Annotated in this window: 31 protein-coding genes; all 31 read left to right on the top strand. The window is 65.9% G+C overall.

Annotated features, from left to right (window positions below; genetic code table 11):
* Nucleotides 1–15 precede the first annotated feature (15 nt).
* The 31 genes from rpoB (at nucleotide 16) to GFH49_RS26785 (ending at nucleotide 26,945) form a co-directional block, all read left to right on the top strand.
* Entirely contained in the window at nucleotides 16–3,501 is a 3,486-nt protein-coding gene (gene rpoB / locus GFH49_RS26935) for a DNA-directed RNA polymerase subunit beta (RefSeq protein ID WP_155058656.1), read from the top strand.
* 94 nt (nucleotides 3,502–3,595) lie between these two features.
* Nucleotides 3,596–7,495 carry a DNA-directed RNA polymerase subunit beta' gene (locus GFH49_RS26930; RefSeq protein WP_155058655.1) on the top strand — a complete coding sequence of 1,300 codons (3,900 nt, stop codon included), beginning with the start codon at nucleotides 3,596–3,598 and terminating at the stop codon, nucleotides 7,493–7,495.
* Nucleotides 7,496–7,657: 162 nt separating this feature from the next.
* A complete protein-coding gene (locus GFH49_RS26925) occupies nucleotides 7,658–8,275 on the top strand; it encodes a DUF1707 and DUF4190 domain-containing protein (RefSeq protein ID WP_196218140.1) in 618 nt (205 codons plus the stop codon).
* 352 nt (nucleotides 8,276–8,627) lie between these two features.
* The gene (gene rpsL / locus GFH49_RS26920) at nucleotides 8,628–8,999 is read left to right on the top strand and encodes a 30S ribosomal protein S12 (RefSeq protein WP_003948652.1); all 372 of its coding nucleotides are present in this window, start codon (nucleotides 8,628–8,630) and stop codon (nucleotides 8,997–8,999) included.
* A gap of 2 nt (nucleotides 9,000–9,001) precedes the next feature.
* A complete protein-coding gene (gene rpsG, locus GFH49_RS26915; RefSeq protein ID WP_003974303.1) occupies nucleotides 9,002–9,472 on the top strand; it encodes a 30S ribosomal protein S7 in 471 nt (156 codons plus the stop codon).
* A gap of 39 nt (nucleotides 9,473–9,511) precedes the next feature.
* Entirely contained in the window at nucleotides 9,512–11,638 is a 2,127-nt protein-coding gene (fusA, locus tag GFH49_RS26910; RefSeq protein ID WP_155058654.1) for an elongation factor G, read from the top strand.
* A 155-nt stretch (nucleotides 11,639–11,793) separates the two neighbouring features.
* Nucleotides 11,794–12,987 (top strand): elongation factor Tu, encoded by a 1,194-nt coding sequence (tuf, locus tag GFH49_RS26905; protein ID WP_155058653.1) that lies wholly within the window; start codon nucleotides 11,794–11,796, stop codon nucleotides 12,985–12,987.
* A 268-nt stretch (nucleotides 12,988–13,255) separates the two neighbouring features.
* Nucleotides 13,256–14,434: an acyltransferase family protein gene (locus GFH49_RS26900; protein WP_155058688.1), complete on the top strand. Its 1,179-nt coding sequence runs from the start codon at nucleotides 13,256–13,258 to the stop codon at nucleotides 14,432–14,434.
* A 390-nt stretch (nucleotides 14,435–14,824) separates the two neighbouring features.
* Nucleotides 14,825–15,133, top strand: a complete 309-nt coding sequence (gene rpsJ, locus GFH49_RS26895) for a 30S ribosomal protein S10 (protein ID WP_003948644.1) — start codon at nucleotides 14,825–14,827, stop codon at nucleotides 15,131–15,133.
* A gap of 17 nt (nucleotides 15,134–15,150) precedes the next feature.
* On the top strand, nucleotides 15,151–15,795 hold the full coding sequence (gene rplC, locus GFH49_RS26890; protein ID WP_155058652.1) for a 50S ribosomal protein L3: 645 nt from the start codon (nucleotides 15,151–15,153) through the stop codon (nucleotides 15,793–15,795).
* A 7-nt stretch (nucleotides 15,796–15,802) separates the two neighbouring features.
* Entirely contained in the window at nucleotides 15,803–16,459 is a 657-nt protein-coding gene (gene rplD, locus GFH49_RS26885) for a 50S ribosomal protein L4 (protein WP_155058651.1), read from the top strand.
* Nucleotides 16,459–16,878, top strand: coding sequence for a 50S ribosomal protein L23 (gene rplW, locus GFH49_RS26880; RefSeq protein WP_155058650.1), 420 nt, complete (start codon nucleotides 16,459–16,461; stop codon nucleotides 16,876–16,878). Before rplD ends, rplW begins: the two co-directional genes overlap by 1 nt.
* Nucleotides 16,879–16,927: 49 nt before the next feature.
* Entirely contained in the window at nucleotides 16,928–17,764 is an 837-nt protein-coding gene (gene rplB / locus GFH49_RS26875; protein WP_055614926.1) for a 50S ribosomal protein L2, read from the top strand.
* A 12-nt stretch (nucleotides 17,765–17,776) separates the two neighbouring features.
* Nucleotides 17,777–18,058, top strand: coding sequence for a 30S ribosomal protein S19 (rpsS, locus tag GFH49_RS26870; protein ID WP_003992359.1), 282 nt, complete (start codon nucleotides 17,777–17,779; stop codon nucleotides 18,056–18,058).
* A gap of 41 nt (nucleotides 18,059–18,099) precedes the next feature.
* Nucleotides 18,100–18,447 (top strand): 50S ribosomal protein L22, encoded by a 348-nt coding sequence (gene rplV / locus GFH49_RS26865; RefSeq protein WP_155058649.1) that lies wholly within the window; start codon nucleotides 18,100–18,102, stop codon nucleotides 18,445–18,447.
* Entirely contained in the window at nucleotides 18,447–19,289 is an 843-nt protein-coding gene (rpsC, locus tag GFH49_RS26860; RefSeq protein WP_155058648.1) for a 30S ribosomal protein S3, read from the top strand. Before rplV ends, rpsC begins: the two co-directional genes overlap by 1 nt.
* A gap of 5 nt (nucleotides 19,290–19,294) precedes the next feature.
* Nucleotides 19,295–19,714, top strand: a complete 420-nt coding sequence (rplP, locus tag GFH49_RS26855; protein ID WP_155058647.1) for a 50S ribosomal protein L16 — start codon at nucleotides 19,295–19,297, stop codon at nucleotides 19,712–19,714.
* Complete coding sequence (rpmC, locus tag GFH49_RS26850) at nucleotides 19,714–19,938, top strand: 50S ribosomal protein L29 (protein WP_059079052.1); 225 nt, start codon at nucleotides 19,714–19,716, stop codon at nucleotides 19,936–19,938. The genes rplP and rpmC overlap by 1 nt, the downstream gene beginning before the upstream one ends.
* Nucleotides 19,938–20,225: a 30S ribosomal protein S17 gene (gene rpsQ, locus GFH49_RS26845; RefSeq protein ID WP_003992363.1), complete on the top strand. Its 288-nt coding sequence runs from the start codon at nucleotides 19,938–19,940 to the stop codon at nucleotides 20,223–20,225. The genes rpmC and rpsQ overlap by 1 nt, the downstream gene beginning before the upstream one ends.
* Nucleotides 20,226–20,408: 183 nt before the next feature.
* On the top strand, nucleotides 20,409–20,777 hold the full coding sequence (gene rplN, locus GFH49_RS26840) for a 50S ribosomal protein L14 (protein ID WP_003998823.1): 369 nt from the start codon (nucleotides 20,409–20,411) through the stop codon (nucleotides 20,775–20,777).
* A 2-nt stretch (nucleotides 20,778–20,779) separates the two neighbouring features.
* Complete coding sequence (gene rplX / locus GFH49_RS26835) at nucleotides 20,780–21,103, top strand: 50S ribosomal protein L24 (RefSeq protein ID WP_155058646.1); 324 nt, start codon at nucleotides 20,780–20,782, stop codon at nucleotides 21,101–21,103.
* Nucleotides 21,103–21,660 carry a 50S ribosomal protein L5 gene (gene rplE / locus GFH49_RS26830; protein ID WP_007494758.1) on the top strand — a complete coding sequence of 186 codons (558 nt, stop codon included), beginning with the start codon at nucleotides 21,103–21,105 and terminating at the stop codon, nucleotides 21,658–21,660. Before rplX ends, rplE begins: the two co-directional genes overlap by 1 nt.
* A gap of 5 nt (nucleotides 21,661–21,665) precedes the next feature.
* On the top strand, nucleotides 21,666–21,851 hold the full coding sequence (locus GFH49_RS26825) for a type Z 30S ribosomal protein S14 (RefSeq protein ID WP_003948630.1): 186 nt from the start codon (nucleotides 21,666–21,668) through the stop codon (nucleotides 21,849–21,851).
* A gap of 237 nt (nucleotides 21,852–22,088) precedes the next feature.
* A complete protein-coding gene (rpsH, locus tag GFH49_RS26820) occupies nucleotides 22,089–22,487 on the top strand; it encodes a 30S ribosomal protein S8 (protein ID WP_015658459.1) in 399 nt (132 codons plus the stop codon).
* A 24-nt stretch (nucleotides 22,488–22,511) separates the two neighbouring features.
* Complete coding sequence (gene rplF, locus GFH49_RS26815; RefSeq protein ID WP_155058645.1) at nucleotides 22,512–23,051, top strand: 50S ribosomal protein L6; 540 nt, start codon at nucleotides 22,512–22,514, stop codon at nucleotides 23,049–23,051.
* A gap of 3 nt (nucleotides 23,052–23,054) precedes the next feature.
* Entirely contained in the window at nucleotides 23,055–23,438 is a 384-nt protein-coding gene (gene rplR / locus GFH49_RS26810) for a 50S ribosomal protein L18 (RefSeq protein WP_155058644.1), read from the top strand.
* 40 nt (nucleotides 23,439–23,478) lie between these two features.
* A complete protein-coding gene (gene rpsE, locus GFH49_RS26805; RefSeq protein WP_030671799.1) occupies nucleotides 23,479–24,087 on the top strand; it encodes a 30S ribosomal protein S5 in 609 nt (202 codons plus the stop codon).
* Nucleotides 24,087–24,269, top strand: coding sequence for a 50S ribosomal protein L30 (gene rpmD, locus GFH49_RS26800; protein ID WP_119102573.1), 183 nt, complete (start codon nucleotides 24,087–24,089; stop codon nucleotides 24,267–24,269). Before rpsE ends, rpmD begins: the two co-directional genes overlap by 1 nt.
* Nucleotides 24,270–24,271: 2 nt before the next feature.
* The gene (gene rplO, locus GFH49_RS26795; protein ID WP_014674382.1) at nucleotides 24,272–24,727 is read left to right on the top strand and encodes a 50S ribosomal protein L15; all 456 of its coding nucleotides are present in this window, start codon (nucleotides 24,272–24,274) and stop codon (nucleotides 24,725–24,727) included.
* Between the two features lie 242 nt (nucleotides 24,728–24,969).
* Nucleotides 24,970–26,283 carry a preprotein translocase subunit SecY gene (gene secY / locus GFH49_RS26790; RefSeq protein ID WP_155058643.1) on the top strand — a complete coding sequence of 438 codons (1,314 nt, stop codon included), beginning with the start codon at nucleotides 24,970–24,972 and terminating at the stop codon, nucleotides 26,281–26,283.
* Nucleotides 26,283–26,945, top strand: coding sequence for an adenylate kinase (locus GFH49_RS26785; RefSeq protein WP_155058642.1), 663 nt, complete (start codon nucleotides 26,283–26,285; stop codon nucleotides 26,943–26,945). Before secY ends, GFH49_RS26785 begins: the two co-directional genes overlap by 1 nt.
* Nucleotides 26,946–26,995 lie beyond the last annotated feature (50 nt).

Here is a 26,995-nt window from a genome sequence, read left to right as displayed (position 1 = left end):
CGGAAGGACCCCCTCTTGGCCGCCTCGCGCACTGCCTCGACCGCGAATACGAACAACGGCGCCAGCACCGCCCCGCTGCGCATCTCCTTTGCAAAGATCAAGGAGCCCCTCGAGGTTCCCAACCTGCTCGCGCTGCAGACCGAGAGCTTCGACTGGCTGCTCGGCAACACCGCCTGGCAGAGTCGGGTCGAGGCGGCTCTGGAGTCCGGTCAGGACGTCCCCACCAAGTCCGGTCTGGAGGAGATCTTCGAGGAGATCTCCCCGATCGAGGACTTCTCCGGGTCGATGTCGCTGACCTTCCGCGACCACCGTTTCGAGCCCCCGAAGAACTCCATCGACGAGTGCAAGGAGCGCGACTTCACGTACGCCGCTCCCCTCTTCGTCACGGCTGAGTTCACCAACAACGAGACCGGCGAGATCAAGTCCCAGACCGTCTTCATGGGCGACTTCCCGCTCATGACGAACAAGGGCACCTTCGTCATCAACGGCACCGAACGTGTCGTGGTGTCCCAGCTGGTCCGCTCGCCCGGTGTCTACTTCGACTCCTCCATCGACAAGACGTCCGACAAGGACATCTTCTCGGCCAAGATCATCCCGTCCCGGGGTGCCTGGCTGGAGATGGAGATCGACAAGCGCGACATGGTCGGTGTCCGCATCGACCGCAAGCGCAAGCAGTCCGTCACCGTGCTCCTGAAGGCTCTCGGCTGGACCACCGAGCAGATCCTGGAGGAGTTCGGCGAGTACGAGTCCATGCGTGCCACCCTGGAGAAGGACCACACCCAGGGCCAGGACGACGCGCTGCTGGACATCTACCGCAAGCTGCGCCCGGGCGAGCCCCCCACGCGTGAGGCCGCCCAGACGCTTCTGGAGAACCTCTACTTCAACCCGAAGCGCTACGACCTCGCCAAGGTCGGCCGCTACAAGGTCAACAAGAAGCTCGGTGCGGACGAGCCGCTGGACGCCGGTGTGCTCACCACCGACGACGTCATCGCCACCATCAAGTACCTGGTGCGGCTGCACGCCGGCGAGACCGAGACGGTCAGCGAGTCGGGCCGCGAGATCATCGTCGAGACCGACGACATCGACCACTTCGGCAACCGTCGTATCCGCAGCGTCGGCGAGCTGATCCAGAACCAGGTCCGTACGGGTCTCGCCCGTATGGAGCGCGTCGTGCGTGAGCGCATGACCACTCAGGACGTCGAGGCGATCACGCCGCAGACCCTGATCAACATCCGGCCGGTCGTCGCCTCCATCAAGGAGTTCTTCGGCACCAGCCAGCTGTCGCAGTTCATGGACCAGAACAACCCGCTGTCGGGGCTGACGCACAAGCGTCGTCTCAACGCCCTCGGCCCGGGTGGTCTCTCCCGTGAGCGGGCCGGCTTCGAGGTCCGTGACGTGCACCCCTCGCACTACGGCCGTATGTGCCCGATCGAGACGCCGGAAGGCCCGAACATCGGTCTGATCGGCTCGCTGGCCTCCTACGGCCGGGTCAACGCGTTCGGGTTCATCGAGACGCCGTACCGCAAGGTGGTCGACGGTGTCGTCACCGACGAGGTCGACTACCTGACCGCCGACGAGGAGGACAGGTTCGTCATCGCGCAGGCCAACGCGCCGCTGAATGACGAGTTCCAGTTCGTTGAGGCCCGCGTGCTGGTCCGCCGCCGTGGCGGCGAGGTCGACTACGTGGCCGGTGACGACGTCGACTACATGGATGTCTCGCCGCGCCAGATGGTGTCGGTCGCGACCGCCATGATCCCGTTCCTTGAGCACGACGACGCCAACCGTGCCCTCATGGGCGCGAACATGATGCGCCAGGCCGTGCCGCTGATCAAGTCCGAGGCCCCGCTCGTCGGCACCGGCATGGAGTACCGCTCCGCCGTCGACGCCGGCGACGTGGTCAAGGCCGAGAAGGAGGGTGTGGTCCAGGAAGTCTCCGCGGACTACATCACCACCGCCAACGACGACGGCACGTACATCACCTACCGGCTGGCCAAGTTCTCCCGCTCCAACCAGGGCACCTCGGTCAACCAGAAGGTCATCGTCGCCGAGGGCGACCGCGTCATCACGGGCCAGGTGCTCGCCGACGGCCCGGCCACCCAGCACGGTGAGATGGCGCTCGGCAAGAACCTGCTCGTCGCGTTCATGCCGTGGGAGGGTCACAACTACGAGGACGCGATCATCCTGTCGCAGCGCCTCGTGCAGGACGACGTCCTCTCCTCGATCCACATCGAGGAGCACGAGGTCGACGCCCGTGACACCAAGCTCGGCCCCGAGGAGATCACCCGGGACATCCCGAACGTCTCCGAAGAGGTCCTCGCCGACCTCGACGAGCGCGGCATCATCCGGATCGGTGCCGAGGTCATCGCCGGTGACATCCTCGTCGGCAAGGTGACCCCGAAGGGTGAGACCGAGCTGACGCCGGAGGAGCGCCTGCTGCGCGCGATCTTCGGTGAGAAGGCCCGTGAGGTCCGTGACACCTCGCTGAAGGTGCCGCACGGCGAGACCGGCAAGGTCATCGGCGTCCGCGTCTTCGACCGCGAGGAGGGCGACGAGCTTCCCCCCGGTGTGAACCAGCTGGTGCGCGTGTACGTGGCGCAGAAGCGCAAGATCACCGACGGTGACAAGCTCGCCGGGCGCCACGGCAACAAGGGCGTCATCTCCAAGATCCTGCCGATCGAGGACATGCCGTTCCTGGAGGACGGCACCCCGGTCGACATCATCCTCAACCCGCTGGGTGTGCCGTCCCGAATGAACCCGGGACAGGTCCTGGAGATCCACCTCGGCTGGCTCGCCAGCCGCGGCTGGGACGTCTCCGGCCTCGCGGACGAGTGGGCGCAGCGCCTCCAGGCGATCGGCGCCGACCAGGTCGACCCGGGCACGAACGTCGCGACCCCCGTCTTCGACGGTGCGCGCGAGGACGAGCTCGCGGGTCTGCTGCAGCACACCATCCCGAACCGCGACGGCGAGCGCATGGTGCTCCCGACCGGTAAGGCGCGGCTGTTCGACGGCCGTAGCGGTGAGCCGTTCCCGGACCCGATCTCGGTCGGCTACATGTACATCCTGAAGCTGCACCACCTGGTCGACGACAAGCTGCACGCCCGCTCGACCGGCCCGTACTCGATGATCACCCAGCAGCCGCTGGGTGGTAAGGCCCAGTTCGGTGGCCAGCGCTTCGGCGAGATGGAGGTGTGGGCGCTGGAGGCATACGGCGCCGCGTACGCCCTCCAGGAGCTGCTGACCATCAAGTCCGACGACGTCACCGGCCGCGTGAAGGTCTACGAGGCCATCGTCAAGGGCGAGAACATCCCTGAGCCCGGCATCCCCGAGTCCTTCAAGGTGCTCATCAAGGAGATGCAGTCTCTCTGCCTGAATGTGGAGGTGCTGTCCAGCGACGGTATGTCCATCGAGATGCGTGACACCGACGAGGATGTCTTCCGCGCTGCGGAGGAGCTCGGCATCGACCTGTCCCGGCGTGAGCCGAGCAGCGTCGAAGAGGTCTGACGGGAGTCCGGAGACCTGCAGCCCGCAGGTCTCCGGCCCCTGGACCCCCGTATCAGACCCCAAGACTTACGACCCTGAGAGGGATTGACGCATAGTGCTCGACGTCAACTTCTTCGACGAGCTCCGGATCGGCCTGGCCACCGCTGACGACATCCGTCAGTGGAGCCACGGCGAGGTCAAGAAGCCCGAGACCATCAACTACCGCACCCTCAAGCCCGAAAAGGACGGACTCTTCTGCGAGAAGATCTTCGGTCCGACCCGGGACTGGGAGTGCTACTGCGGCAAGTACAAGCGTGTCCGCTTCAAGGGCATCATCTGTGAGCGCTGTGGCGTCGAGGTGACTCGCGCCAAGGTGCGCCGTGAGCGGATGGGCCACATCGAGCTGGCCGCTCCCGTCACCCACATCTGGTACTTCAAGGGTGTCCCGAGCCGTCTGGGCTACCTGCTGGACCTGGCGCCCAAGGACCTTGAGAAGGTCATCTACTTCGCGGCGTACATGATCACGTACGTCGACGAGGAGCGCCGTACCCGCGACCTGCCCTCCCTGGAGGCGCATGTCTCCGTCGAGCGGCAGCAGGTCGAGAACCGCCGGGACGCCGACCTGGAGGCCCGCGCCAAGAAGCTTGAGGCCGACCTGGCCGAGCTGGAGGCCGAGGGTGCCAAGGCCGACGTGCGCCGCAAGGTGCGCGAGGGTGCCGAGCGGGAGATGAAGCAGCTGCGCGACCGTGCGCAGCGCGAGATCGACCGGCTCGACGAGGTGTGGACCCGGTTCAAGAACCTCAAGGTCCAGGACCTGGAGGGCGACGAACTGCTCTACCGCGAGCTGCGGGACCGCTTCGGTACGTACTTCGACGGTTCGATGGGTGCCGCGGCGCTGCAGAAGCGCCTGGAGTCCTTCGACCTCGACGAGGAGGCCGAGCGTCTCCGCGAGATCATCCGCACCGGCAAGGGCCAGAAGAAGACCCGTGCGCTCAAGCGGCTGAAGGTCGTGTCCGCGTTCCTGCAGACCTCCAACAGCCCCAAGGGCATGGTCCTCGACTGCGTCCCGGTCATCCCGCCGGACCTCCGCCCGATGGTGCAGCTGGACGGTGGCCGCTTCGCGACCTCCGACCTGAACGACCTGTACCGCCGTGTGATCAACCGGAACAATCGGCTGAAGAGGCTCCTGGACCTCGGTGCCCCGGAGATCATCGTCAACAACGAGAAGCGCATGCTTCAGGAGGCTGTTGACGCCCTCTTCGACAACGGCCGCCGTGGCCGTCCGGTCACCGGCCCGGGCAACCGCCCGCTGAAGTCCCTCAGCGACATGCTGAAGGGCAAGCAGGGCCGCTTCCGCCAGAACCTGCTCGGCAAGCGTGTGGACTACTCCGCGCGTTCCGTGATCGTCGTCGGTCCGCAGCTGAAGCTGCACCAGTGCGGTCTGCCGAAGGCGATGGCGCTGGAGCTGTTCAAGCCGTTCGTGATGAAGCGGCTCGTGGACCTCAACCACGCGCAGAACATCAAGAGCGCCAAGCGCATGGTGGAGCGCGGCCGCACGGTCGTGTACGACGTCCTCGAAGAGGTCATCGCCGAGCACCCGGTGCTGCTGAACCGTGCGCCCACCCTGCACCGCCTCGGCATCCAGGCCTTCGAGCCGCAGCTGGTCGAGGGCAAGGCCATCCAGATCCACCCGCTCGTCTGCACCGCGTTCAATGCGGACTTCGACGGTGACCAGATGGCCGTGCACCTTCCGTTGTCCGCGGAGGCGCAGGCCGAGGCCCGCATCCTGATGCTGTCCTCGAACAACATCCTCAAGCCCGCGGACGGCCGTCCGGTGACGATGCCGACCCAGGACATGGTCCTCGGTCTGTTCTTCCTCACCACGGACAGCGAGATGCGGGACGTCAAGGGCGAGGGCCGGTCCTTCGGTTCGGCGGCCGAGGCGATCATGGCGTTCGACGCGGGCGAGCTGTCGCTCCAGTCGAAGGTCGACATCCGCTTCCCCGTCGGCACCATCCCGCCGCGCGGCTGGACCCCGCCGGTGAGGGAAGAGGGCGAGCCGGAGTGGCAGCAGGGTGACAGCTTCCGTCTGAAGACCACGCTCGGCCGTGCGCTCTTCAACGAGCTGCTGCCCGAGGACTACCCGTTCGTCGACTACGAGGTCGGCAAGAAGCAGCTCTCCGAGATCGTCAACGACCTCGCCGAGCGCTACCCCAAGGTCATCGTGGCGGCGACGCTCGACAACCTGAAGGCGGCCGGCTTCTACTGGGCGACCCGCTCCGGCGTCACCGTGGCCATCTCCGACGTCGTCGTTCCCGAGGCGAAGAAGGAGATCGTCCGCGGTTACGAGGCGCAGGACGAGAAGGTCCAGAAGCAGTACGAGCGCGGTCTGATCACCAAGGACGAGCGCACCCAGGAACTCATCGCGATCTGGACCAAGGCGACCAACGAGGTCGCCGAGGCCATGAACGAGAACTTCCCGAAGACCAACCCGATCTTCATGATGGTGAACTCGGGTGCACGAGGCAACATGATGCAGATGCGTCAGATCGCCGGTATGCGTGGTCTGGTGTCGAACGCCAAGAACGAGACGATTCCGCGTCCGATCAAGGCCTCGTTCCGTGAGGGCCTGTCCGTGCTGGAGTACTTCATCTCCACGCACGGTGCCCGTAAGGGTCTGGCCGACACCGCCCTGCGTACCGCCGACTCGGGCTACCTGACCCGTCGTCTGGTGGACGTCTCGCAGGACGTGATCATCCGCGAGGAGGACTGCGGTACCGAGCGCGGTCTGAAGCTGAAGATCGCCGACCGGGGCGCGGACGGCGTGCTGCGCAAGGCGGACGACGTCGAGACCAGCGTCTACGCCCGCATGCTCGCCGAGGACGTCGTCGTCGACGGCAAGGTGATCGCGCCGGCCAACGTGGACCTCGGCGATGTGCTCATCGACCAGCTGGTGCACCACGGCATTGAGCAGGTGAAGACCCGTTCGATCCTGACCTGCGAGTCCCAGGTCGGCACCTGCGCCATGTGCTACGGCCGTTCGCTGGCCACCGGCAAGCTGGTCGACATCGGTGAGGCGGTCGGCATCATCGCCGCCCAGTCCATCGGTGAGCCCGGTACCCAGCTGACGATGCGTACCTTCCACACCGGTGGTGTGGCCGGTGACGACATCACCCAGGGTCTGCCCCGTGTCGTCGAGCTCTTCGAGGCCCGTACGCCCAAGGGTGTCGCCCCGATCTCCGAGGCGAGCGGCCGCGTTCGCATCGAGGAGACGGAGAAGACCAAGAAGCTCGTCATCACCCCGGACGACGGCAGCGACGAGACGGCGTACCCGATCTCGAAGCGTGCCCGTCTCCTGGTCAGCGAGGGCGAGCACGTCGAGGTGGGCCAGAAGCTCACCGTGGGTGCCACCAACCCGCACGACGTGCTGCGCATCCTGGGCCAGCGTGCCGTCCAGGTCCACCTGGTCGGCGAGGTCCAGAAGGTCTACAACTCGCAGGGTGTGTCGATCCACGACAAGCACATCGAGATCATCATCCGGCAGATGCTCCGCCGCGTGACGATCATCGAGTCCGGTGACGCCGAGCTGCTGCCCGGTGAGCTGGTCGAGCGCTCGAAGTTCGAGACCGAGAACCGTCGTGTGGTCCAGGAGGGCGGCCACCCGGCCTCCGGTCGTCCGCAGCTGATGGGTATCACCAAGGCCTCGCTGGCGACGGAATCCTGGCTGTCGGCCGCCTCCTTCCAGGAGACGACCCGAGTTCTGACGGACGCGGCGATCAACGCCAAGTCCGACAGCCTCATCGGCCTCAAGGAGAACGTCATCATCGGTAAGCTCATCCCGGCCGGTACGGGCCTGTCCCGCTACCGCAACATCCGGGTCGAGCCGACCGAGGAGGCCAAGGCCGCGATGTACTCGGCCGTCGGCTACGACGACATCGACTACTCGCCGTTCGGCACCGGCTCCGGCCAGGCCGTTCCGCTGGAGGACTACGACTACGGTCCGTACAACCAGTAAGCGGGTCGCTTGAACTGAGCGAGTCGCTTGAACTGAAGGGCGGTCACCTCTCGGGGTGGCCGCCCTTCGGTAATTCAGGAACTTCTCAGGGTCGTCCCTAGTGCCGGAGATGCCGGTTTCGGCGCATGATGGAGGCACCCGACCGTACGGGGGAGGTACTCCATGACGCACCCGTCGTGGCAGCCGTGGCAGGGGAACGGCACGCCGCAGCCGTGGCAGGGGCAGGGGGGCCCTGCCCACCAGCAGGGCGTTCCGCCGGTGTGGGCGGGTGGTGGCGTGCCGCAGCCGTGGGGCGGGCAGGGCGGTCCGTCCATGCTCGCGTCGCACGCCGACCGGGAGCGGACCGTGGATGTGCTCAGAGCGGGGTATGGGGAAGGGCGGCTGGAGCACCCCGAGTTCGAGAAGCGGGTCGAGCGGGCCTACGCGGCCCGTACGGTGGGTGAGCTGGCGCTGCTCGTCGCCGACCTGCCGCAGGGGCCGGTCCCGCAGCAGGCGCCCGTCATGAACGTGCCGTGGACGTTTCAGCCGGCCCGGCGGCAGACGAACGGCAAGGCGGTGGGCTCCGCGGTGTGCGGTGCCATGTGTCTGATGACGTTCGGGCTGACCGGCGTCCCCGCCGTGGTCCTGGGCCACGCCGCCCGTGCCGAGATCCGCCGGACCGGGGAGGCGGGCGACGCGTTCGCGCTCACGGGGCTGGTGATCGGCTGGCTGTCCACGGCGGGATGGGCGCTCATGCTGATGGCGATGATCGTGGCCGCGGCCGCGTCCGGGTCCGGGTGACACGCGCGGACCCGCGGCTCGAAGATCATGTGATGCGGCTCTGACGTGCCCGGATCGTCGATTCGAAGATCGTCAGCCGCATAGGGGCTTGACATGCTCCGTGCGGCGATCTGGCCCAGGCCCATTTGTTTTGACCGCAGCGTATGAGGTAGGTACGCTCAGACCTTGTGCCTGGGGTGTGCCCTGGCTCTTGTGCGTGCCTTCAACCGCGCTGGAGTCCGAGACGGCCACCGTAATCTGCGCCTCTTTCTGCCTTGCGGCGGGAGTCCGCGGGATTCGACACACCCGACCGCGTGGGTCGGCGACGTTCCAGGTTAGCTGTACCCATCGGCACACAGAAACCGGAGAAGTAGTGCCTACGATCCAGCAGCTGGTCCGTAAGGGCCGGCAGGACAAGGTCGAGAAGAACAAGACGCCCGCACTGGAGGGTTCCCCTCAGCGTCGCGGTGTCTGCACGCGTGTGTTCACGACCACCCCGAAGAAGCCGAACTCGGCCCTGCGTAAGGTCGCGCGTGTGCGTCTGACCAGCGGGATCGAGGTCACCGCTTACATTCCGGGTGAGGGACACAACCTGCAGGAGCACTCCATCGTGCTCGTGCGTGGTGGCCGTGTGAAGGACCTGCCGGGTGTTCGCTACAAGATCATCCGCGGTTCCCTTGACACCCAGGGTGTGAAGAACCGCAAGCAGGCCCGCAGCCGCTACGGCGCCAAGAAGGAGAAGTAAGAATGCCTCGTAAGGGCCCCGCCCCGAAGCGCCCGGTCATCATCGACCCGGTCTACGGTTCTCCTCTTGTCACCTCCCTGATCAACAAGGTGCTGCTGAACGGCAAGCGCTCCACTGCTGAGCGCATCGTTTACGGCGCCATGGAGGGCCTGCGCGAGAAGACCGGCAACGACCCGGTCATCACCCTCAAGCGCGCCCTTGAGAACATCAAGCCGACCCTTGAGGTCAAGTCCCGCCGTGTCGGTGGTGCGACGTACCAGGTTCCGATCGAGGTCAAGCCCGGTCGTGCCAACACGCTCGCGCTGCGCTGGCTGGTCGGTTACTCCCGCGCCCGTCGCGAGAAGACCATGACCGAGCGTCTGCTCAACGAGCTTCTCGACGCCTCCAACGGCCTGGGTGCCGCTGTGAAGAAGCGCGAGGACACGCACAAGATGGCCGAGTCCAACAAGGCCTTCGCGCACTACCGCTGGTAGTCGCAGACCCCATCGAGACCGAGAGAAGACTGAAGCCTTATGGCTACCACTTCGCTTGACCTGGCCAGGGTCCGCAACATCGGGATCATGGCCCACATCGACGCGGGCAAGACGACCACCACCGAGCGGATCCTGTTCTACACCGGCGTTTCGTACAAGATCGGTGAGGTCCACGACGGCGCTGCCACCATGGACTGGATGGAGCAGGAGCAGGAGCGTGGCATCACGATCACCTCTGCTGCCACCACCTGTCACTGGCCGCTGGAAGACGTCGACCACACCATCAACATCATCGACACCCCGGGCCACGTCGACTTCACCGTCGAGGTGGAGCGCTCCCTGCGCGTGCTCGACGGTGCCGTGACGGTGTTCGACGGCGTCGCCGGCGTTGAGCCCCAGTCCGAGACGGTGTGGCGTCAGGCGGACCGCTACGGCGTTCCGCGCATCTGCTTCGTCAACAAGCTCGACCGCACGGGCGCCGAGTTCCACCGCTGCGTGGACATGATCTCGGACCGCCTGGGCGCGCAGCCGATCGTCATGCAGCTCCCGATCGGTGCCGAGGCCGACTTCAAGGGCGTCGTGGACCTGGTCCAGATGAAGGCGTTCGTGTGGTCCGCCGAGGCGACCAAGGGCGAGATGTACGACGTCGTCGACATCCCGGACACGCACGCCGAGGCTGCCGAGGAGTACCGCGGCAAGCTGCTTGAGGCCGTGGCCGAGAACGACGAAGAGATCATGGAGCTGTACCTGGAGGGCCAGGAGCCGTCCGTGGAGCAGCTGTACGCCGCGATCCGCCGTATCACCATCGCGTCCGGCAAGTCTCAGGACACCACGGTCACCCCGGTGTTCTGCGGCACCGCGTTCAAGAACAAGGGTGTCCAGCCCCTGCTCGACGCGGTCGTGCGTTACCTCCCCTCCCCCCTGGACGTCGAGGCCATCGAGGGCCACGACGTGAAGGACCCGGAGACGGTCGTCAAGCGCAAGCCGACCGACGAGGAGCCGCTGTCCGCGCTGGCGTTCAAGATCATGAGCGACCCGCACCTCGGCAAGCTCACCTTCGTCCGGGTCTACTCGGGCCGCCTGGAGTCCGGCACCTCGGTGCTGAACTCCGTCAAGGGCAAGAAGGAGCGCATCGGCAAGATCTACCGCATGCACGCGAACAAGCGTGAGGAGATCGACTCGGTGGGCGCCGGCGACATCATCGCCGTCATGGGTCTGAAGCAGACCACGACCGGTGAGACGCTGTGCGACGACAAGCAGCCGGTGATCCTGGAGTCCATGGACTTCCCGGCGCCGGTCATCCAGGTCGCCATCGAGCCCAAGTCGAAGGGCGACCAGGAGAAGCTGGGCGTCGCGATCCAGCGCCTGGCCGAGGAGGACCCGTCCTTCCAGGTCCACTCGGACGAGGAGACCGGCCAGACCATCATCGGCGGTATGGGCGAACTGCACCTGGAGGTGCTGGTCGACCGTATGCGCCGTGAGTTCAAGGTCGAGGCCAACGTCGGCAAGCCGCAGGTCGCGTACCGCGAGACGATCCGCAAGGCCGTCGAGCGCGTGGACTACACGCACAAGAAGCAGACCGGTGGTACCGGTCAGTTCGCCAAGGTGCAGATCGCGATCGAGCCCATCGAGGGCGGCGACGCGTCGTACGAGTTCGTGAACAAGGTGACCGGTGGTCGTATCCCGAAGGAGTACATCCCTTCGGTCGACGCCGGTGCGCAGGAGGCCATGCAGTTCGGCATCCTCGCCGGGTACGAGATGACGGGCGTCCGCGTCACGCTCATCGACGGCGCCTACCACGAGGTCGACTCCTCCGAACTCGCCTTCAAGATCGCCGGTTCGCAGGCCTTCAAGGAGGCCGCGCGCAAGGCCAGCCCCGTGCTGCTTGAGCCGATGATGGCCGTCGAGGTCACCACGCCCGAGGACTACATGGGTGAGGTCATCGGCGACATCAACTCCCGCCGTGGCCAGATCCAGGCCATGGAGGAGCGGGCCGGTGCCCGCGTCGTGAAGGGTCTCGTGCCCCTCTCGGAGATGTTCGGCTACGTCGGAGACCTCCGCAGCAAGACGTCGGGTCGCGCAAGCTACTCGATGCAGTTCGACTCCTACGCCGAGGTTCCGCGGAACGTCGCCGAGGAGATCATCGCGAAGGCCAAGGGCGAGTAACGCACCGCGTTCACACGCTCTAGGCTTGACTCCGGAGCCTTAGGGGGCATTCCGCCGCAATCGTGGTGAGAATGCCCCGGGCCCGGGCTTTCCAGCAAAGATCACCTGGCGCCGATGAAGCAAGGCGTTCAGAACCACTCCACAGGAGGACCCCAGTGGCGAAGGCGAAGTTCGAGCGGACTAAGCCGCACGTCAACATCGGCACCATCGGTCACATCGACCACGGTAAGACGACCCTCACGGCCGCCATTACCAAGGTGCTGCACGACGCGTACCCGGACCTGAACGAGGCCTCGGCCTTCGACCAGATCGACAAGGCTCCTGAGGAGCGCCAGCGCGGTATCACCATCTCCATCGCGCACGTCGAGTACCAGACGGAGACGCGTCACTACGCCCACGTCGACTGCCCCGGTCACGCGGACTACATCAAGAACATGATCACCGGTGCTGCCCAGATGGACGGCGCCATCCTCGTGGTCGCCGCCACCGACGGCCCGATGCCGCAGACCAAGGAGCACGTGCTCCTGGCCCGCCAGGTCGGCGTTCCGTACATCGTCGTCGCCCTGAACAAGGCCGACATGGTGGACGACGAGGAGATCCTTGAGCTCGTCGAGCTTGAGGTCCGTGAGCTGCTCTCCGAGTACGAGTTCCCGGGCGACGACCTGCCGGTCGTCAAGGTCTCGGCGCTCAAGGCCCTTGAGGGCGACAAGGAGTGGGGCCAGTCGGTCCTCAACCTGATGCAGGCCGTGGACGAGAACATCCCGCAGCCCGAGCGTGACGTCGACAAGCCGTTCCTCATGCCGATCGAGGACGTCTTCACGATCACCGGTCGCGGTACGGTCGTCACCGGCCGTATCGAGCGTGGTGTCCTGAAGGTCAACGAGACCGTCGACATCGTGGGCATCAAGCAGGAGAAGACCACCACCACGGTCACCGGCATCGAGATGTTCCGCAAGCTGCTCGACGAGGGCCAGGCCGGTGAGAACGTCGGTCTGCTGCTCCGCGGCATCAAGCGCGAGGACGTCGAGCGCGGCCAGGTCATCATCAAGCCGGGCTCGGTCACCCCGCACACCGAGTTCGAGGCGCAGGCCTACATCCTGTCCAAGGACGAGGGTGGCCGCCACACGCCGTTCTTCAACAACTACCGCCCGCAGTTCTACTTCCGTACGACGGACGTGACCGGCGTGGTGACCCTCCCCGAGGGCACCGAGATGGTCATGCCGGGTGACAACACCGAGATGAAGGTGGAGCTCATCCAGCCCGTCGCCATGGAGGAGGGCCTGAAGTTCGCCATCCGTGAGGGTGGCCGGACCGTGGGCGCCGGCCAGGTCACCAAGATCAACAAGTGATCTGACCCGGTAGGCCTCTGAAGGGGCCCGCACGACTTCGGTCGTGCGGGCCCCTTTTGCATTCGAACAATTCCGATGGCTGTGCTGTTGCCAGATGAAACCTGGTCGAACGTTGTGAGGTGGATTGGCGAGAGTTCCGGCAATTTTGAAACGCCTGGGCGAGCAATGTCCTTTTCTGCTTCGGTGGGGCGGAACGTAGAGCCGTAGCGTGAATGGTCGTCCGTGGCCGACGGGCCCCGAGCAACTACCCAGGATGGCTAGGTCTTTGATGCAGGGTGTGCGCAGCCGATTGTCGGTACCGATGCCGGCCGTGGTGGCCGAGCGCCCACCACCAGCGACCACCGTGCCGAACCCGGCCCGGACCACCCGCGCCGTGCGGCAGCGCCCTCGGCTCTACGTCCTCGACGGCATCCGCCTGCTCGCCGCCCTGATGGTGGTGGTGCACCACTTCGTCGGCACGAGCCGGGTCGACCGGCCGGACAACGTGATCTGGGACCGCCCGGTGTCGGAGATCATGCCGACGGTGTTCCGCGTCGCGTCCTTCGGCTGGATCGGCGTCGAGATCTTCTTCGTGATCAGCGGCTTCGTGATCTGCATGTCGTGCTGGGGCCGTACCCCGAAGGACTTCTTCGTGTCCCGGGTGATCCGTCTCTACCCGGCCTACTGGTTCGCGGTCCTCTTCACGACCGCCGTGCTGGTGCTCATGCCCGGGGTGTGGGAGCGGCTGTCGATGCGGAAGGTGCTGTTCAACCTGACGATGCTGCAAGCGGGTTCGGGCGTGCCGCACGTCGACGGCGTGTACTGGACCCTCTGGTCGGAGCTGCGGTTCTATCTGCTGTTCCTCATCGTCGTCGCCATGGGACTGACGTACCGCCGGGTCGTCATCTTCTGCTGCGTCTGGGGCGCGGCCGCGATGCTCGCCCCCATCTCCCAGTTCCCGCTCCTCGTCCTGGTCGCAGATCCGAGCGCCGCCTGGTACTTCATCGCCGGCCTCGCCCTCTACCTCATGCACCGCTTCGGCCAGGACCTGCTCCTGTGGGGCATCCTCGCGATGGCCTGGCTCATGGGCCAGCTGGAGCTGGGGGAGCGCGTGGGGCACGAGGGCGTGAGCAGCTGGCGCGGCGCGGTGGTCGTCTTCACCGCCTTCATGCTGTTCATGGTCGCCCTCGCCCTCGGCCACACCGACCGCATCCAGTGGAAGTGGCTGGCGACGGCGGGCTGCCTGACCTATCCGCTCTACCTCGTGCACTACGTCGCCGGTACGGTCCTCATCAGCCGCCTGCACGACACGATGGACCCCCGGCTGCTGGTGGCCTGCCTCATCGCCGGGTTCATGGTGCTGAGCTGGCTGGTGCACCGGTTCGTGGAACGCCCGGCGGCACGGGCCCTGAAGAAGGGCCTTGACTCGTCCTTCGTACGGCTGCGGGGCTTCCAGCGCGCGGCCTGACGCGGCGTCGGTGTTTGACCTGCGCCACGCTCGGGGTATTCTCTCCGGCTCGATTGGCCAGCGCCCTGCCCCATATGGCAGACTGTCCGAGTTGCTCGGTCGAGTGTTGATGCTGCGCGCCTCCCGCCGGGAGGACCGGAAGCGAGTCCCACAGTACTCGTCGCCCTAACTGCCGTAAGGCAGCGCTGGGGCGGACGTACGGGAATCTTTCGGGAAGCAAGGTGCGGCACCGACCAGGCACCCGGTGATTCTCTTTCTCAGGCAAGGGATGTTCGAACAAGGGACATCTGTGTCAGCGAAAGCGCGACACGCCCGACCGCGTGGGTCGGAGCGGGACGTCAGGAACACCGGGTTCCAGAGCGTTACGAGACAAAGGACTACTGAGTAGCCATGGCGGGACAGAAGATCCGCATCCGGCTCAAGGCCTACGACCACGAGGTCATCGACTCCTCGGCGAAGAAGATCGTCGAGACGGTGACCCGCACTGGTGCGTCGGTCGCGGGCCCGGTGCCGCTGCCCACTGAGAAGAACGTGTACTGCGTCATCAAGTCGCCGCACAAGTACAAGGACTCGCGCGAGCACTTCGAGATGCGCACGCACAAGCGCCTGATCGACATTCTCGACCCCACCCCCAAGACCGTTGACTCTCTGATGCGACTCGACCTCCCGGCCGGTGTCGACATCGAGATCAAGCTCTGAGGGTCGGTGAGCTGAGAATGACCAAGCAGATCAAGGGCATCCTGGGCGAGAAGCTCGGCATGACGCAGGTGTGGGACGAGAACAACCGTGTTGTTCCGGTCACCGTCGTCAAGGCCGGCCCGAACGTCGTGACCCAGGTCCGTACGAACGACAGTGACGGCTACGAGTCGGTCCAGATCGCCTTCGGCGAGATCGACCCGCGCAAGGTGAACAAGCCCCTCAAGGGCCACTTCGCCAAGGCCGACGTCACCCCGCGCCGCCACCTCGTCGAGATCCGCACCGCGGACGCCGCCGAGTACACCCTGGGCCAGGAGATCACCGCCGAGGTGTTCGAGGCCGGCGTGAAGGTCGACGTCACCGGCAAGAGCAAGGGCAAGGGCTTCGCCGGTGTCATGAAGCGTCACAACTTCAAGGGCCTCGGCGCCGGACACGGCACCCAGCGCAAGCACCGCTCTCCCGGTTCCATCGGTGGCTGCGCCACCCCGGGCCGTGTGTTCAAGGGCCTCCGCATGGCGGGTCGCATGGGCAACGAGCGGGTCACCACCCAGAACCTGACCGTCCACGCCGTTGACGCGGAGAAGGGTCTGCTGCTCATCAAGGGCGCTGTCCCCGGTCCGAACGGCGGCCTCGTCCTGGTCCGCACCGCGGCCAAGGGGGCCTGAGGTACCGATGAGCACTGTTGACATCCTTTCGCCTGCCGGCGAGAAGACCGGAAGCGTCGAACTCCCCGCGGAGATCTTCGGCGTGGAGAAGGTCAGCATCCCGCTGATCCACCAGGTCGTCGTCGCGCAGAACGCGGCTGCCCGTCAGGGCACGCACAAGACCAAGACCCGTGGCGAAGTCCGTGGTGGTGGCAAGAAGCCTTACCGCCAGAAGGGCACCGGCCGCGCCCGTCAGGGCTCGACCCGCGCGCCGCAGTTCGCCGGTGGTGGCGTCGTGCACGGTCCCGTGCCGCGTGACTACTCGCAGCGGACCCCGAAGAAGATGAAGGCCGCGGCCCTGCGCCACGCCCTCACCGACCGGGCCCGCAACAACCGCATCCACGTCGTCTCCGGCGTCATCGAGGGCGAGAGCCCGTCGACGAAGGCCGCGAAGACGCTCCTCGGCAAGATCAGCGAGCGCAAGAACCTGCTGCTCGTCATCGAGCGCGCCGACGAGGCCGCGTGGCTGTCCGCCCGCAACCTGCCCCAGGTGCACATCCTGGAGCCGGGCCAGCTGAACACGTACGACGTGATCGTCTCGGACGACGTGGTCTTCACCCAGGCCGCTCTCGAGTCCTTCGTCGCCGGCCCGAAGGCCAACGACACCGAAGGGACTGAGGTCTGATGGCCGTCCGTCACCCGAGCATTGCCTCCAAGGCGGCCAAGGCCGCCAAGGCCGCGCGCGTCGCCAAGGCGCGTCGCCACGCCACCGAGGGCAAGAACACCGTCGTCACCCCGGCGAGCAAGGCGTACACGGACCCCCGTGACATCCTGCTGAAGCCGGTCGTGTCCGAGAAGAGCTACGCGCTCATCGACGAGAACAAGTACACGTTCCTGGTCGACCCGAGTGCCAACAAGACCCAGATCAAGCAGGCCGTCCAGGCGGTCTTCGACGTCAAGGTCACCGGGGTCAACACGCTCAACCGCGCCGGCAAGCGCAAGCGGACCCGCACCGGCTTCGGCCAGCGTGCGGCCACCAAGCGCGCGATCGTGACCCTCGCTGAGGGCGACCGTATCGACATCTTCGGCGGTCCGACCGCGTAAGCGGTCGGAGCGTCCAGATAATCGGGAAACTTCCGAGGACTGAGAGACAATGGGAATCCGCAAGTACAAGCCGACTACGCCGGGCCGTCGTGGTTCCAGCGTTGCCGACTTCGTCGAGGTCACGCGGTCCACGCCGGAGAAGTCGTTGGTCCGCCCCCTGCACAGCAAGGGTGGCCGTAACAACTCCGGTCGTGTGACCGTCCGCCACCAGGGTGGTGGCCACAAGCGCGCCTACCGCGTGATCGACTTCCGTCGTCACGACAAGGACGGCGTGCCGGCGAAGGTCGCGCACATCGAGTACGACCCCAACCGCACCGCGCGCATCGCGCTGCTGCACTACGCGGACGGCGAGAAGCGCTACATCCTCGCCCCGCGCAACCTGTCGCAGGGCGACCGGGTCGAGAACGGCCCCGGTGCCGACATCAAGCCGGGCAACAACCTGGCGCTGCGCAACATCCCGGTCGGTACCACGATCCACGCGATCGAGCTCCGTCCGGGCGGCGGCGCCAAGTTCGCCCGCTCCGCCGGTGCCTCCGTGCAGCTGCTCGCGAAGGAGGGCCAGATGGCCCACCTCCGTATGCCGTCCGGTGAGATCCGCCTGGTCGACGTGCGCTGCCGCGCCACCGTCGGCGAGGTCGGCAACGCCGAGCAGTCCAACATCAACTGGGGCAAGGCCGGCCGCAAGCGCTGGCTGGGCGTCCGCCCGACCGTTCGCGGTGTGGCGATGAACCCGGTTGACCACCCGCACGGTGGTGGTGAGGGCAAGACCTCCGGTGGTCGCCACCCGGTCAGCCCCTGGGGTCAGAAGGAAGGACGTACTCGTTCGCCCAAGAAGGCGTCGAACAAGTACATCGTCCGCCGCCGCAAGACGAACAAGAAGCGCTAGGAGCGGGTTTAGATGCCGCGCAGTCTTAAGAAGGGGCCCTTCGTCGACGACCACCTGATCAAGAAGGTGGACGCCCAGAACGAAGCCGGCACCAAGAACGTCATCAAGACCTGGTCCCGTCGCTCCATGATCGTGCCGGCCATGCTCGGCCACACGCTCGCGGTGCACAACGGCAAGACCCACATCCCGGTGTTCGTCACCGAGTCGATGGTCGGCCACAAGCTCGGCGAGTTCTCGCCGACGCGTACCTTCCGGGGTCACGTCAAGGACGACCGGAAGTCGAAGCGCCGCTAACGCGGATCGCATTCAGACAAAGAAACCTGAAAGGGACAACCATGGAAGCCAGGGCCCAGGCGCGGTACATCCGCGTCACGCCCATGAAGGCCCGCCGTGTGGTGGACCTCATCCGTGGCATGGACGCCACGGAGGCCCAGGCGGTCCTGCGATTCGCTCCGCAGGCCGCCTCCGAGCCGGTCGGCAAGGTGCTCGACAGCGCCATTGCCAACGCCGCGCACAACTACGACCACACCGACGCCGACAGCCTCTTCATCTCCGAGGCGTACGTCGACGAGGGCCCGACCCTGAAGCGGTTCCGTCCGCGCGCCCAGGGCCGTGCCTACCGGATCCGCAAGCGGACCAGCCACATCACCGTGGTCGTCAGCAGCAAGGAAGGAACCCGGTAATGGGCCAGAAGGTAAACCCGCACGGGTTCCGGCTCGGCGTTACGACCGACTTCAAGTCGCGCTGGTACGCCGACAAGCTGTACAAGGACTACGTCAAGGAAGACGTCGCCATCCGTCGGATGATGACGTCCGGCATGGAGCGTGCCGGCATCTCGAAGGTGGAGATCGAGCGCACCCGTGACCGCGTGCGGGTGGACATCCACACCGCTCGCCCGGGCATTGTCATCGGCCGCCGCGGCGCCGAGGCCGACCGTATCCGCGGCGACCTGGAGAAGCTGACCGGCAAGCAGGTCCAGCTGAACATCCTTGAGGTCAAGAACCCGGAGACGGACGCTCAGCTCGTGGCCCAGGCCGTCGCCGAGCAGCTGTCCTCCCGTGTCTCCTTCCGCCGTGCCATGCGCAAGAGCATGCAGTCGGCGATGAAGGCGGGCGCCAAGGGCATCAAGATCCAGTGCGGTGGCCGCCTCGGCGGCGCCGAGATGTCCCGCTCGGAGTTCTACCGCGAGGGCCGTGTGCCCCTGCACACGCTCCGCGCGAACGTGGACTACGGCTTCTTCGAGGCCAAGACGACCTTCGGCCGTATCGGTGTGAAGGTCTGGATCTACAAGGGTGACGTCAAGAACATCGCCGAGGTCCGCGCTGAGAACGCTGCCGCCCGTGCGGGTAACCGCCCGGCCCGCGGTGGCGGCTCCGACCGCCCGGCCCGTGGTGGCCGCGGTGGCGAGCGGCGCGGTCGCAAGCCGCAGCAGGCTGCCGGCGCCGAGGCCCCCAAGGCCGAGGCTCCCGCTGCCGCCGCTCCGGCTGAGGCTGCGTCCTCTTCTACCGGCGGAACGGAGGCCTGACCGACATGCTGATCCCCCGTAGGGTCAAGCACCGCAAGCAGCACCACCCGAAGCGCTCTGGTATGTCCAAGGGTGGAACGCAGGTTGCGTTCGGCGAATACGGCATCCAGGCGATGACCCCGGCGTACGTCACGAACCGTCAGATCGAAGCGGCTCGTATCGCCATGACCCGTCACATCAAGCGTGGCGGCAAGGTCTGGATCAACATTTACCCGGACCGCCCCCTGACGAAGAAGCCCGCCGAGACCCGCATGGGTTCGGGTAAGGGCTCTCCCGAGTGGTGGGTGGCCAACGTCAAGCCCGGACGTGTGATGTTCGAGCTGTCGTACCCCAACGAGAAGATCGCGCGTGAGGCCCTGACCCGTGCGGCTCACAAGCTGCCGATGAAGTGCAAGATCGTCAAGCGCGAGGCAGGTGAAGCGTGATGTCGGCCGGTACCAAGGCGTCCGAGCTGCGCGAGCTGGGCAACGAGGAGCTCCTCAACAAGCTCCGCGAGGCCAAGGAAGAGCTGTTCAACCTCCGCTTCCAGGCGGCGACCGGGCAGCTCGAGAACCACGGCCGTCTCAAGGCGGTCCGCAAGGACATCGCGCGGATCTACACCCTGATGCGCGAGCGTGAGCTGGGCATCGAAACGGTGGAGAACGCCTGATGAGTGAGAGCAACGTGACTGAGCAGACCGCAGAGGCGCGCGGCTTCCGCAAGACCCGCGAGGGTCTCGTCGTCAGCGACAAGATGGACAAGACCGTCGTCGTCGCCGTCGAGGACCGCGTGAAGCACGCGCTGTACGGCAAGGTCATCCGCCGTACGAACAAGCTCAAGGCGCACGACGAGCAGAACGCCGCGGGCGTCGGCGACCGAGTCCTCCTCATGGAGACCCGGCCGCTGTCCGCGACGAAGCGCTGGCGCGTCGTCGAGATCCTCGAGAAGGCGAAGTAACAAGCGGGGGCTTCAGGCCCCCGCTGACCCCCGCCGGGGCTCCGCCCCGGACCCCGGCGTGGGTTTCCGCCTGAAGAGGCGCAAGTAATTCCTGCGGGAGCTACCCGCAGGACGGTTCCGCCAGGCTCGCAGGTTCGTCCCGTAGGGGCCCTGCGGGAACCGGCAGACAAACAGGAGATAGACGTGATCCAGCAGGAGTCGCGACTGCGTGTCGCCGACAACACTGGTGCGAAGGAGATCCTTTGCATCCGTGTGCTCGGTGGCTCCGGTCGCCGCTACGCGGGCATCGGTGACGTCATCGTCGCCACCGTCAAGGACGCGATCCCCGGTGGCAACGTGAAGAAGGGTGACGTCGTCAAGGCGGTCATCGTTCGCACCGTCAAGGAGCGCCGCCGTCCGGACGGCTCGTACATCCGCTTCGACGAGAACGCCGCCGTCATTCTGAAGAACGACGGCGACCCTCGCGGCACCCGTATCTTCGGCCCGGTCGGCCGTGAGCTGCGCGAGAAGAAGTTCATGAAGATCATCTCCCTCGCGCCGGAGGTGCTGTAAGCATGAAGATCAAGAAGGGCGACCTGGTCCAGGTCATCACCGGCAAGGACAAGGGCAAGCAGGGCAAGGTCATCGCGGCCTACCCCCGCGAGGACCGTGTCCTGGTCGAGGGTGTCAACCGGGTCAAGAAGCACACCAAGGCCGGTCCGACCGCTCGCGGTTCGCAGGCCGGCGGCATCGTCACGACCGAGGCGCCGATCCACGTCTCCAACGTCCAGCTGGTCGTTGAGCAGGACGGTCAGAAGGTCGTCACGCGTGTCGGTTACCGCTTCGACGACGAAGGCAACAAGATCCGCGTTGCCAAGCGGACGGGTGAGGACATCTGATGGCTACCACCACCACTCCGCGTCTGAAGACGAAGTACCGCGAGGAGATCGCGGGCAAGCTGCGTGACGAGTTCAAGTACGAGAACGTCATGCAGATCCCCGGCCTCGTCAAGATCGTGGTCAACATGGGTGTGGGCGACGCCGCCCGCGACTCCAAGCTGATCGAGGGCGCCATCCGCGACCTCACCACGATCACCGGTCAGAAGCCGGCCGTCACCAAGGCCCGCAAGTCCATCGCGCAGTTCAAGCTGCGTGAGGGTCAGCCGATCGGTGCCCACGTCACGCTCCGTGGCGACCGCATGTGGGAGTTCCTGGACCGCACCCTGTCGCTCGCGCTGCCGCGCATCCGCGACTTCCGTGGTCTGTCCCCCAAGCAGTTCGACGGCCGTGGCAATTACACCTTCGGTCTCACCGAGCAGGTCATGTTCCACGAGATCGACCAGGACAAGATCGACCGCGTCCGGGGTATGGACATCACCGTGGTGACCACGGCGACCAACGACGCTGAGGGCCGCGCGCTCCTTCGTCACCTCGGCTTCCCCTTCAAGGAGGCGTGAGCGAGATGGCGAAGAAGGCTCTGATTGCCAAGGCTGCTCGCAAGCCCAAGTTCGGTGTGCGTGGCTACACCCGCTGCCAGCGCTGCGGCCGTCCGCACTCCGTGTACCGCAAGTTCGGCCTGTGCCGCGTGTGCCTTCGTGAGATGGCTCACCGTGGCGAGCTGCCGGGCGTGACCAAGAGCTCCTGGTAATCCCGTATTTCGGGATTCCAGAGGCTCTCGGTAAGTAAAGGGCAGTGTCAGGGGCCCACCTCTCCATGGCTTAGGCTTGGAGGGTTGGGCGCCTGACGCCCGTACGCCCGCGGGCAGCTGCCCGCTAACGTTTGCTTACTACGCCGTAGGTCCACCGCGCCGCACCCGTCCCGTCTCGGATCGGGGAGAGGGATGGCGCACCAGGAAACCCCGGCGAGAGAGGCCGAAGGCCAATTCATGACCATGACTGATCCGATCGCAGACATGCTTACGCGTCTGCGGAACGCGAACTCGGCGTACCACGACACCGTGGCGATGCCGCACTCGAAGATCAAGTCGCACATCGCGGAGATCCTCCAGCAGGAGGGCTTCATCACGGGCTGGAAGGTCGAGGACGCCGAGGTCGGCAAGAACCTCGTCCTGGAGCTGAAGTTCGGCCCCAACCGTGAGCGCTCCATCGCGGGCATCAAGCGGATCTCCAAGCCCGGTCTCCGGGTTTACGCGAAGTCCACCAACCTGCCGAAGGTGCTCGGCGGCCTCGGCGTGGCGATCATCTCCACGTCCCACGGGCTCCTCACCGACAAGCAGGCCGGCAAGAAGGGCGTAGGCGGAGAAGTCCTCGCCTACGTCTGGTAACGGAAGGGAACGGAGGAAACAGCTATGTCGCGCATCGGCAAGCTCCCCATCGCGGTTCCCGCCGGCGTGGACGTCACCATCGACGGCCGCACGGTGTCGGTCAAGGGCCCCAAGGGTTCGCTGTCCCACACCATCGCGGCGCCGATCGAGATCGCCAAGGGTGAGGACGGCGTCCTGAGCGTCACCCGCCCCAACGACGAGCGTCAGAACAAGGCCCTGCACGGCCTGTCCCGCACGCTGGTGGCGAACATGATCACCGGCGTGACCCAGGGTTACGTGAAGAAGCTCGAAATCAGCGGTGTCGGTTACCGAGTGACCGCCAAGGGTTCGAACCTGGAGTTCGCTCTGGGCTACAGCCACCCGATCACCGTCGAGGCCCCCGAGGGCATCACCTTCAAGGTGGAGAACCCGACCCGCTTCTCGGTCGAGGGCATCGACAAGCAGAAGGTCGGCGAGGTTGCGGCCAACATCCGCAAGCTGCGCAAGCCCGACCCGTACAAGGCCAAGGGCGTCAAGTACGAGGGCGAAGTCATCCGCCGCAAGGTCGGAAAGGCGGGTAAGTAAGCCATGGCATACGGGCAGAAGATCCTCAAGGGCGACGCCTACAAGCGCGCCGCGATCAAGCGCCGTCACATCCGGATCCGCAAGAAGGTCTCGGGTACCGCGGAGCGTCCCCGTCTGGTCGTGACCCGCTCCAACCGCCACATCGTGGCGCAGGTGATCGACGACCTGAAGGGCCACACCCTGGCGTCGGCGTCCACCCTGGACACCTCGATCCGTGGCGCCGAGGGCGACAAGTCGGCGCAGGCCAAGCAGGTCGGCGCCCTGGTCGCCGAGCGCGCCAGGGCCGCCGGTGTCGAGGCCGTCGTATTCGACCGTGGTGGTAACCAGTACGCCGGGCGCATCGCCGCTCTGGCGGACGCCGCCCGCGAGGCCGGGCTCAAGTTCTGAGCCGGTTCCGACCAAGCGGAAACAGAGAGAGGTAATTCCAATGGCTGGACCCCAGCGCCGCGGTGGCGGTGCCGGTGGCGGCGAGCGGCGGGACCGGAAGGGCCGTGACGGCGGTGCGGCTGCCGCCGAGAAGACCGCGTACGTTGAGCGCGTCGTCGCGATCAACCGCGTCGCCAAGGTTGTGAAGGGTGGTCGTCGCTTCAGCTTCACCGCGCTGGTCGTGGTGGGCGACGGTGACGGCACCGTGGGTGTCGGTTACGGCAAGGCCAAGGAGGTGCCGGCCGCCATCGCCAAGGGCGTTGAGGAGGCCAAGAAGCACTTCTTCAAGGTCCCCCGGATCCAGGGCACCATCCCGCACCCGATCACGGGTGAGAAGGCTGCCGGCGTCGTGCTGCTCAAGCCCGCGTCGCCCGGTACCGGCGTTATCGCCGGTGGTCCGGTGCGTGCCGTGCTTGAGTGCGCCGGTATCCACGACGTGCTGTCGAAGTCGCTCGGCTCGTCCAACGCGATCAACATCGTGCACGCGACCGTGGAGGCCCTGAAGGGTCTGCAGCGTCCCGAGGAGATCGCGGCCCGCCGTGGTCTGCCGCTTGAGGACGTCGCTCCCGCGGCTCTGCTGCGTGCGCGTGCCGGGGCTGGTGCTGCGTAATGGCTCAGCTCAAGATCACGCAGACGAAGTCGTACATCGGCAGCAAGCAGAACCACCGTGACACCCTGCGTTCGCTTGGCCTGAAGCGGGTCAACGACGTGGTCGTCAAGGAGGACCGCCCCGAGTTCCGCGGCATGGTGCACACCGTCCGCCACCTCGTGACGGTCGAGGAGGTCGACTGATCATGGCGGAGCAGAACCCGCTGAAGATCCACAACCTCCGTCCCGCCCCGGGCGCCAAGACCGCCAAGACCCGTGTGGGTCGTGGTGAGGCGTCGAAGGGTAAGACGGCCGGTCGTGGTACCAAGGGCACCAAGGCCCGCTACCAGGTTCCGGAGCGCTTCGAGGGCGGGCAGATGCCCCTCCACATGCGTCTGCCGAAGCTGAAGGGCTTCAAGAACCCGTTCAAGACCGAGTACCAGGTCGTGAACCTCGACAAGCTGGCCGCGCTCTATCCCGAGGGTGGCGAGGTCACCGTCGAGGGTCTGGTGGCCAAGGGTGCCGTTCGCAAGAACAGCCTCGTCAAGGTCCTCGGCCAGGGCGAGATCTCCGTGGCGCTGCAGGTGACGGTCGACGCCGTCTCCGGCTCCGCCAAGGAGAAGATCACCGCCGCCGGCGGTACCGTCACCGAGCTCGTCTGAACATCTCAGGCGTCTTGATGACTTGAGCGATCCCGACCGGGGATACCCACAAATGGGGTATCCCCGGTTGGTCGTTCCAAGGGCGGCGGTCCCGCGGGTAAGGTGGCCTGCACTGCCAACTTTTACTGAGCGCGCCACGTGGGGCACTCAGCGCGGCAGTTGACCGTTACGTATGTCGTTATCCATCGGATTCTCACAATCGTCACCCTTGACGCAGAAGCGCGGGGGTCGCAGGAGGCACCGTGCTCACCGCGTTCGCCCGGGCGTTCAGGACGCCCGACCTGCGCAAGAAGCTGCTCTTCACGCTCGGCATCATCGTGATCTACCGGATCGGTACGCACATCCCGATCCCGGGTGTCGACTACCGCAACGTCCAGACCTGTCTCGACCAGGCCTCCGCCAACCAAGGGCTGTTCGGTCTGGTCAACATGTTCAGCGGCGGCGCGCTGCTGCAGATCACGATCTTCGCGCTCGGCATCATGCCGTACATCACCGCGAGCATCATCCTGCAGCTGCTGACGGTGGTGATCCCGCGGCTTGAGGCCCTGAAGAAGGAGGGCTCGGCCGGCACAGCGAAGATCACGCAGTACACCCGCTACCTGACCGTGGCGCTGGCCATCCTGCAGGGGACCGGCCTGGTGGCCACCGCCCGCACCGGCGCGCTCTTCCAGGGCTGTTCCGTGGCTTCCGACATCGTTCCGGACCAGTCGATCTTCGTGACCGTCACCATGGTCGTCACCATGACCGCCGGTACGGCCGTCGTGATGTGGCTCGGTGAGCTGGTCACCGACCGCGGCATCGGCAACGGCATGTCGATCCTGATGTTCATCTCGATCGCCGCGACCTTCCCGTCCGCGCTGTGGACCATCAAGACGCAGGGCACGCTGGCCGACGGCTGGATCGAGTTCGGCACCGTCGTCCTCGTCGGCCTGTTCATGGTCGGCCTGGTGGTCTTCGTCGAGCAGGCGCAGCGTCGTATCCCCGTGCAGTACGCGAAGCGGATGATCGGCCGCCGGTCCTACGGCGGTACCTCCACGTACATTCCACTCAAGGTGAACCAGGCGGGTGTGATTCCCGTCATCTTCGCCTCGTCGCTGCTCTACATCCCGGCACTGATCGCACAGTTCTCAGGCGGTAATTCCAGCTGGAAAACGTGGATCGAGTCACACCTGGTCCGGGGTGACCACCCGATTTACATCACTCTGTACTTCTTGCTCATCGTGTTCTTCGCGTTCTTCTACGTGGCCATCTCCTTCAACCCCGAAGAAGTAGCCGACAACATGAAGAAGTATGGTGGCTTCATCCCGGGCATCCGGGCTGGCCGACCGACCGCTGAGTACCTGTCGTACGTGCTCAACCGAATCACCTGGCCGGGTTCGCTGTACCTGGGTCTGATCGCTCTCGTTCCGACAATGGCGTTGGCTGGTTTCGGGGCAAACCAGAACTTCCCCTTCGGCGGCACCAGCATCCTGATCATCGTGGGTGTCGGTCTTGAGACGGTGAAGCAGATCGAGAGCCAGCTCCAGCAGCGCAATTACGAAGGGTTCCTCCGCTGATGCGAATCGTCCTCGTCGGGCCGCCGGGCGCCGGTAAGGGTACGCAGGCCACGCGCCTAGCCGAGAAGCTGCGCATCCCGCACATCTCCACGGGCGACCTGTTCCGCGCGAACATCAGCCAGCAGACGGAACTCGGCAAACTCGCGAAGTCCTACATGGACGCCGGCAACCTGGTCCCGGACGAGGTCACCATCGCGATGGCCAAGGACCGCATGGAGCAGCCCGACGCGGAGAACGGCTTCCTGCTCGACGGCTTCCCGCGCAATGTCTCGCAGGCCGAGGCGCTGGACGAGGTGCTGGAGACCGAGGACGTCAAGCTGGACGCGGTCCTCGATCTTGAGGCCCCCGAGGAAGAGGTCGTCAAGCGGATCGCCGGCCGACGGGTCTGCCGCAAGGACTCTTCGCACGTCTTCCACGTGACGAACAGCTCGCCGAAGAAGGAGGGCGTCTGCGACGTCTGCGGCGGTGAGCTGTACCAGCGCGACGACGACTCCGAGGAGACCGTCCGCAAGCGGCTGGAGGTCTACCACACGCAGACCGAGCCGATCATCGACTACTACAAGACGCAGGGCCTGGTCGTGACGATCAACGCGATGGGCCCGGTGGACGAGGTCACGGGTCGCGCGTTGGAGGCGCTGAAGCGCGAGAGCGCCGAGAAGTAGTCCTTCGTACGGTGACGTAGCCGCGGTTCCCTGTCAGGGGGCCGCGGCTA

This window comes from Streptomyces blattellae (genome assembly GCF_009709555.1).
GTDB classification, from domain to species: domain Bacteria; phylum Actinomycetota; class Actinomycetes; order Streptomycetales; family Streptomycetaceae; genus Streptomyces; species Streptomyces blattellae.
Note: the sequence above shows the minus strand (reverse complement) of the source record. Positions and strands in the feature narration are given on the sequence as shown.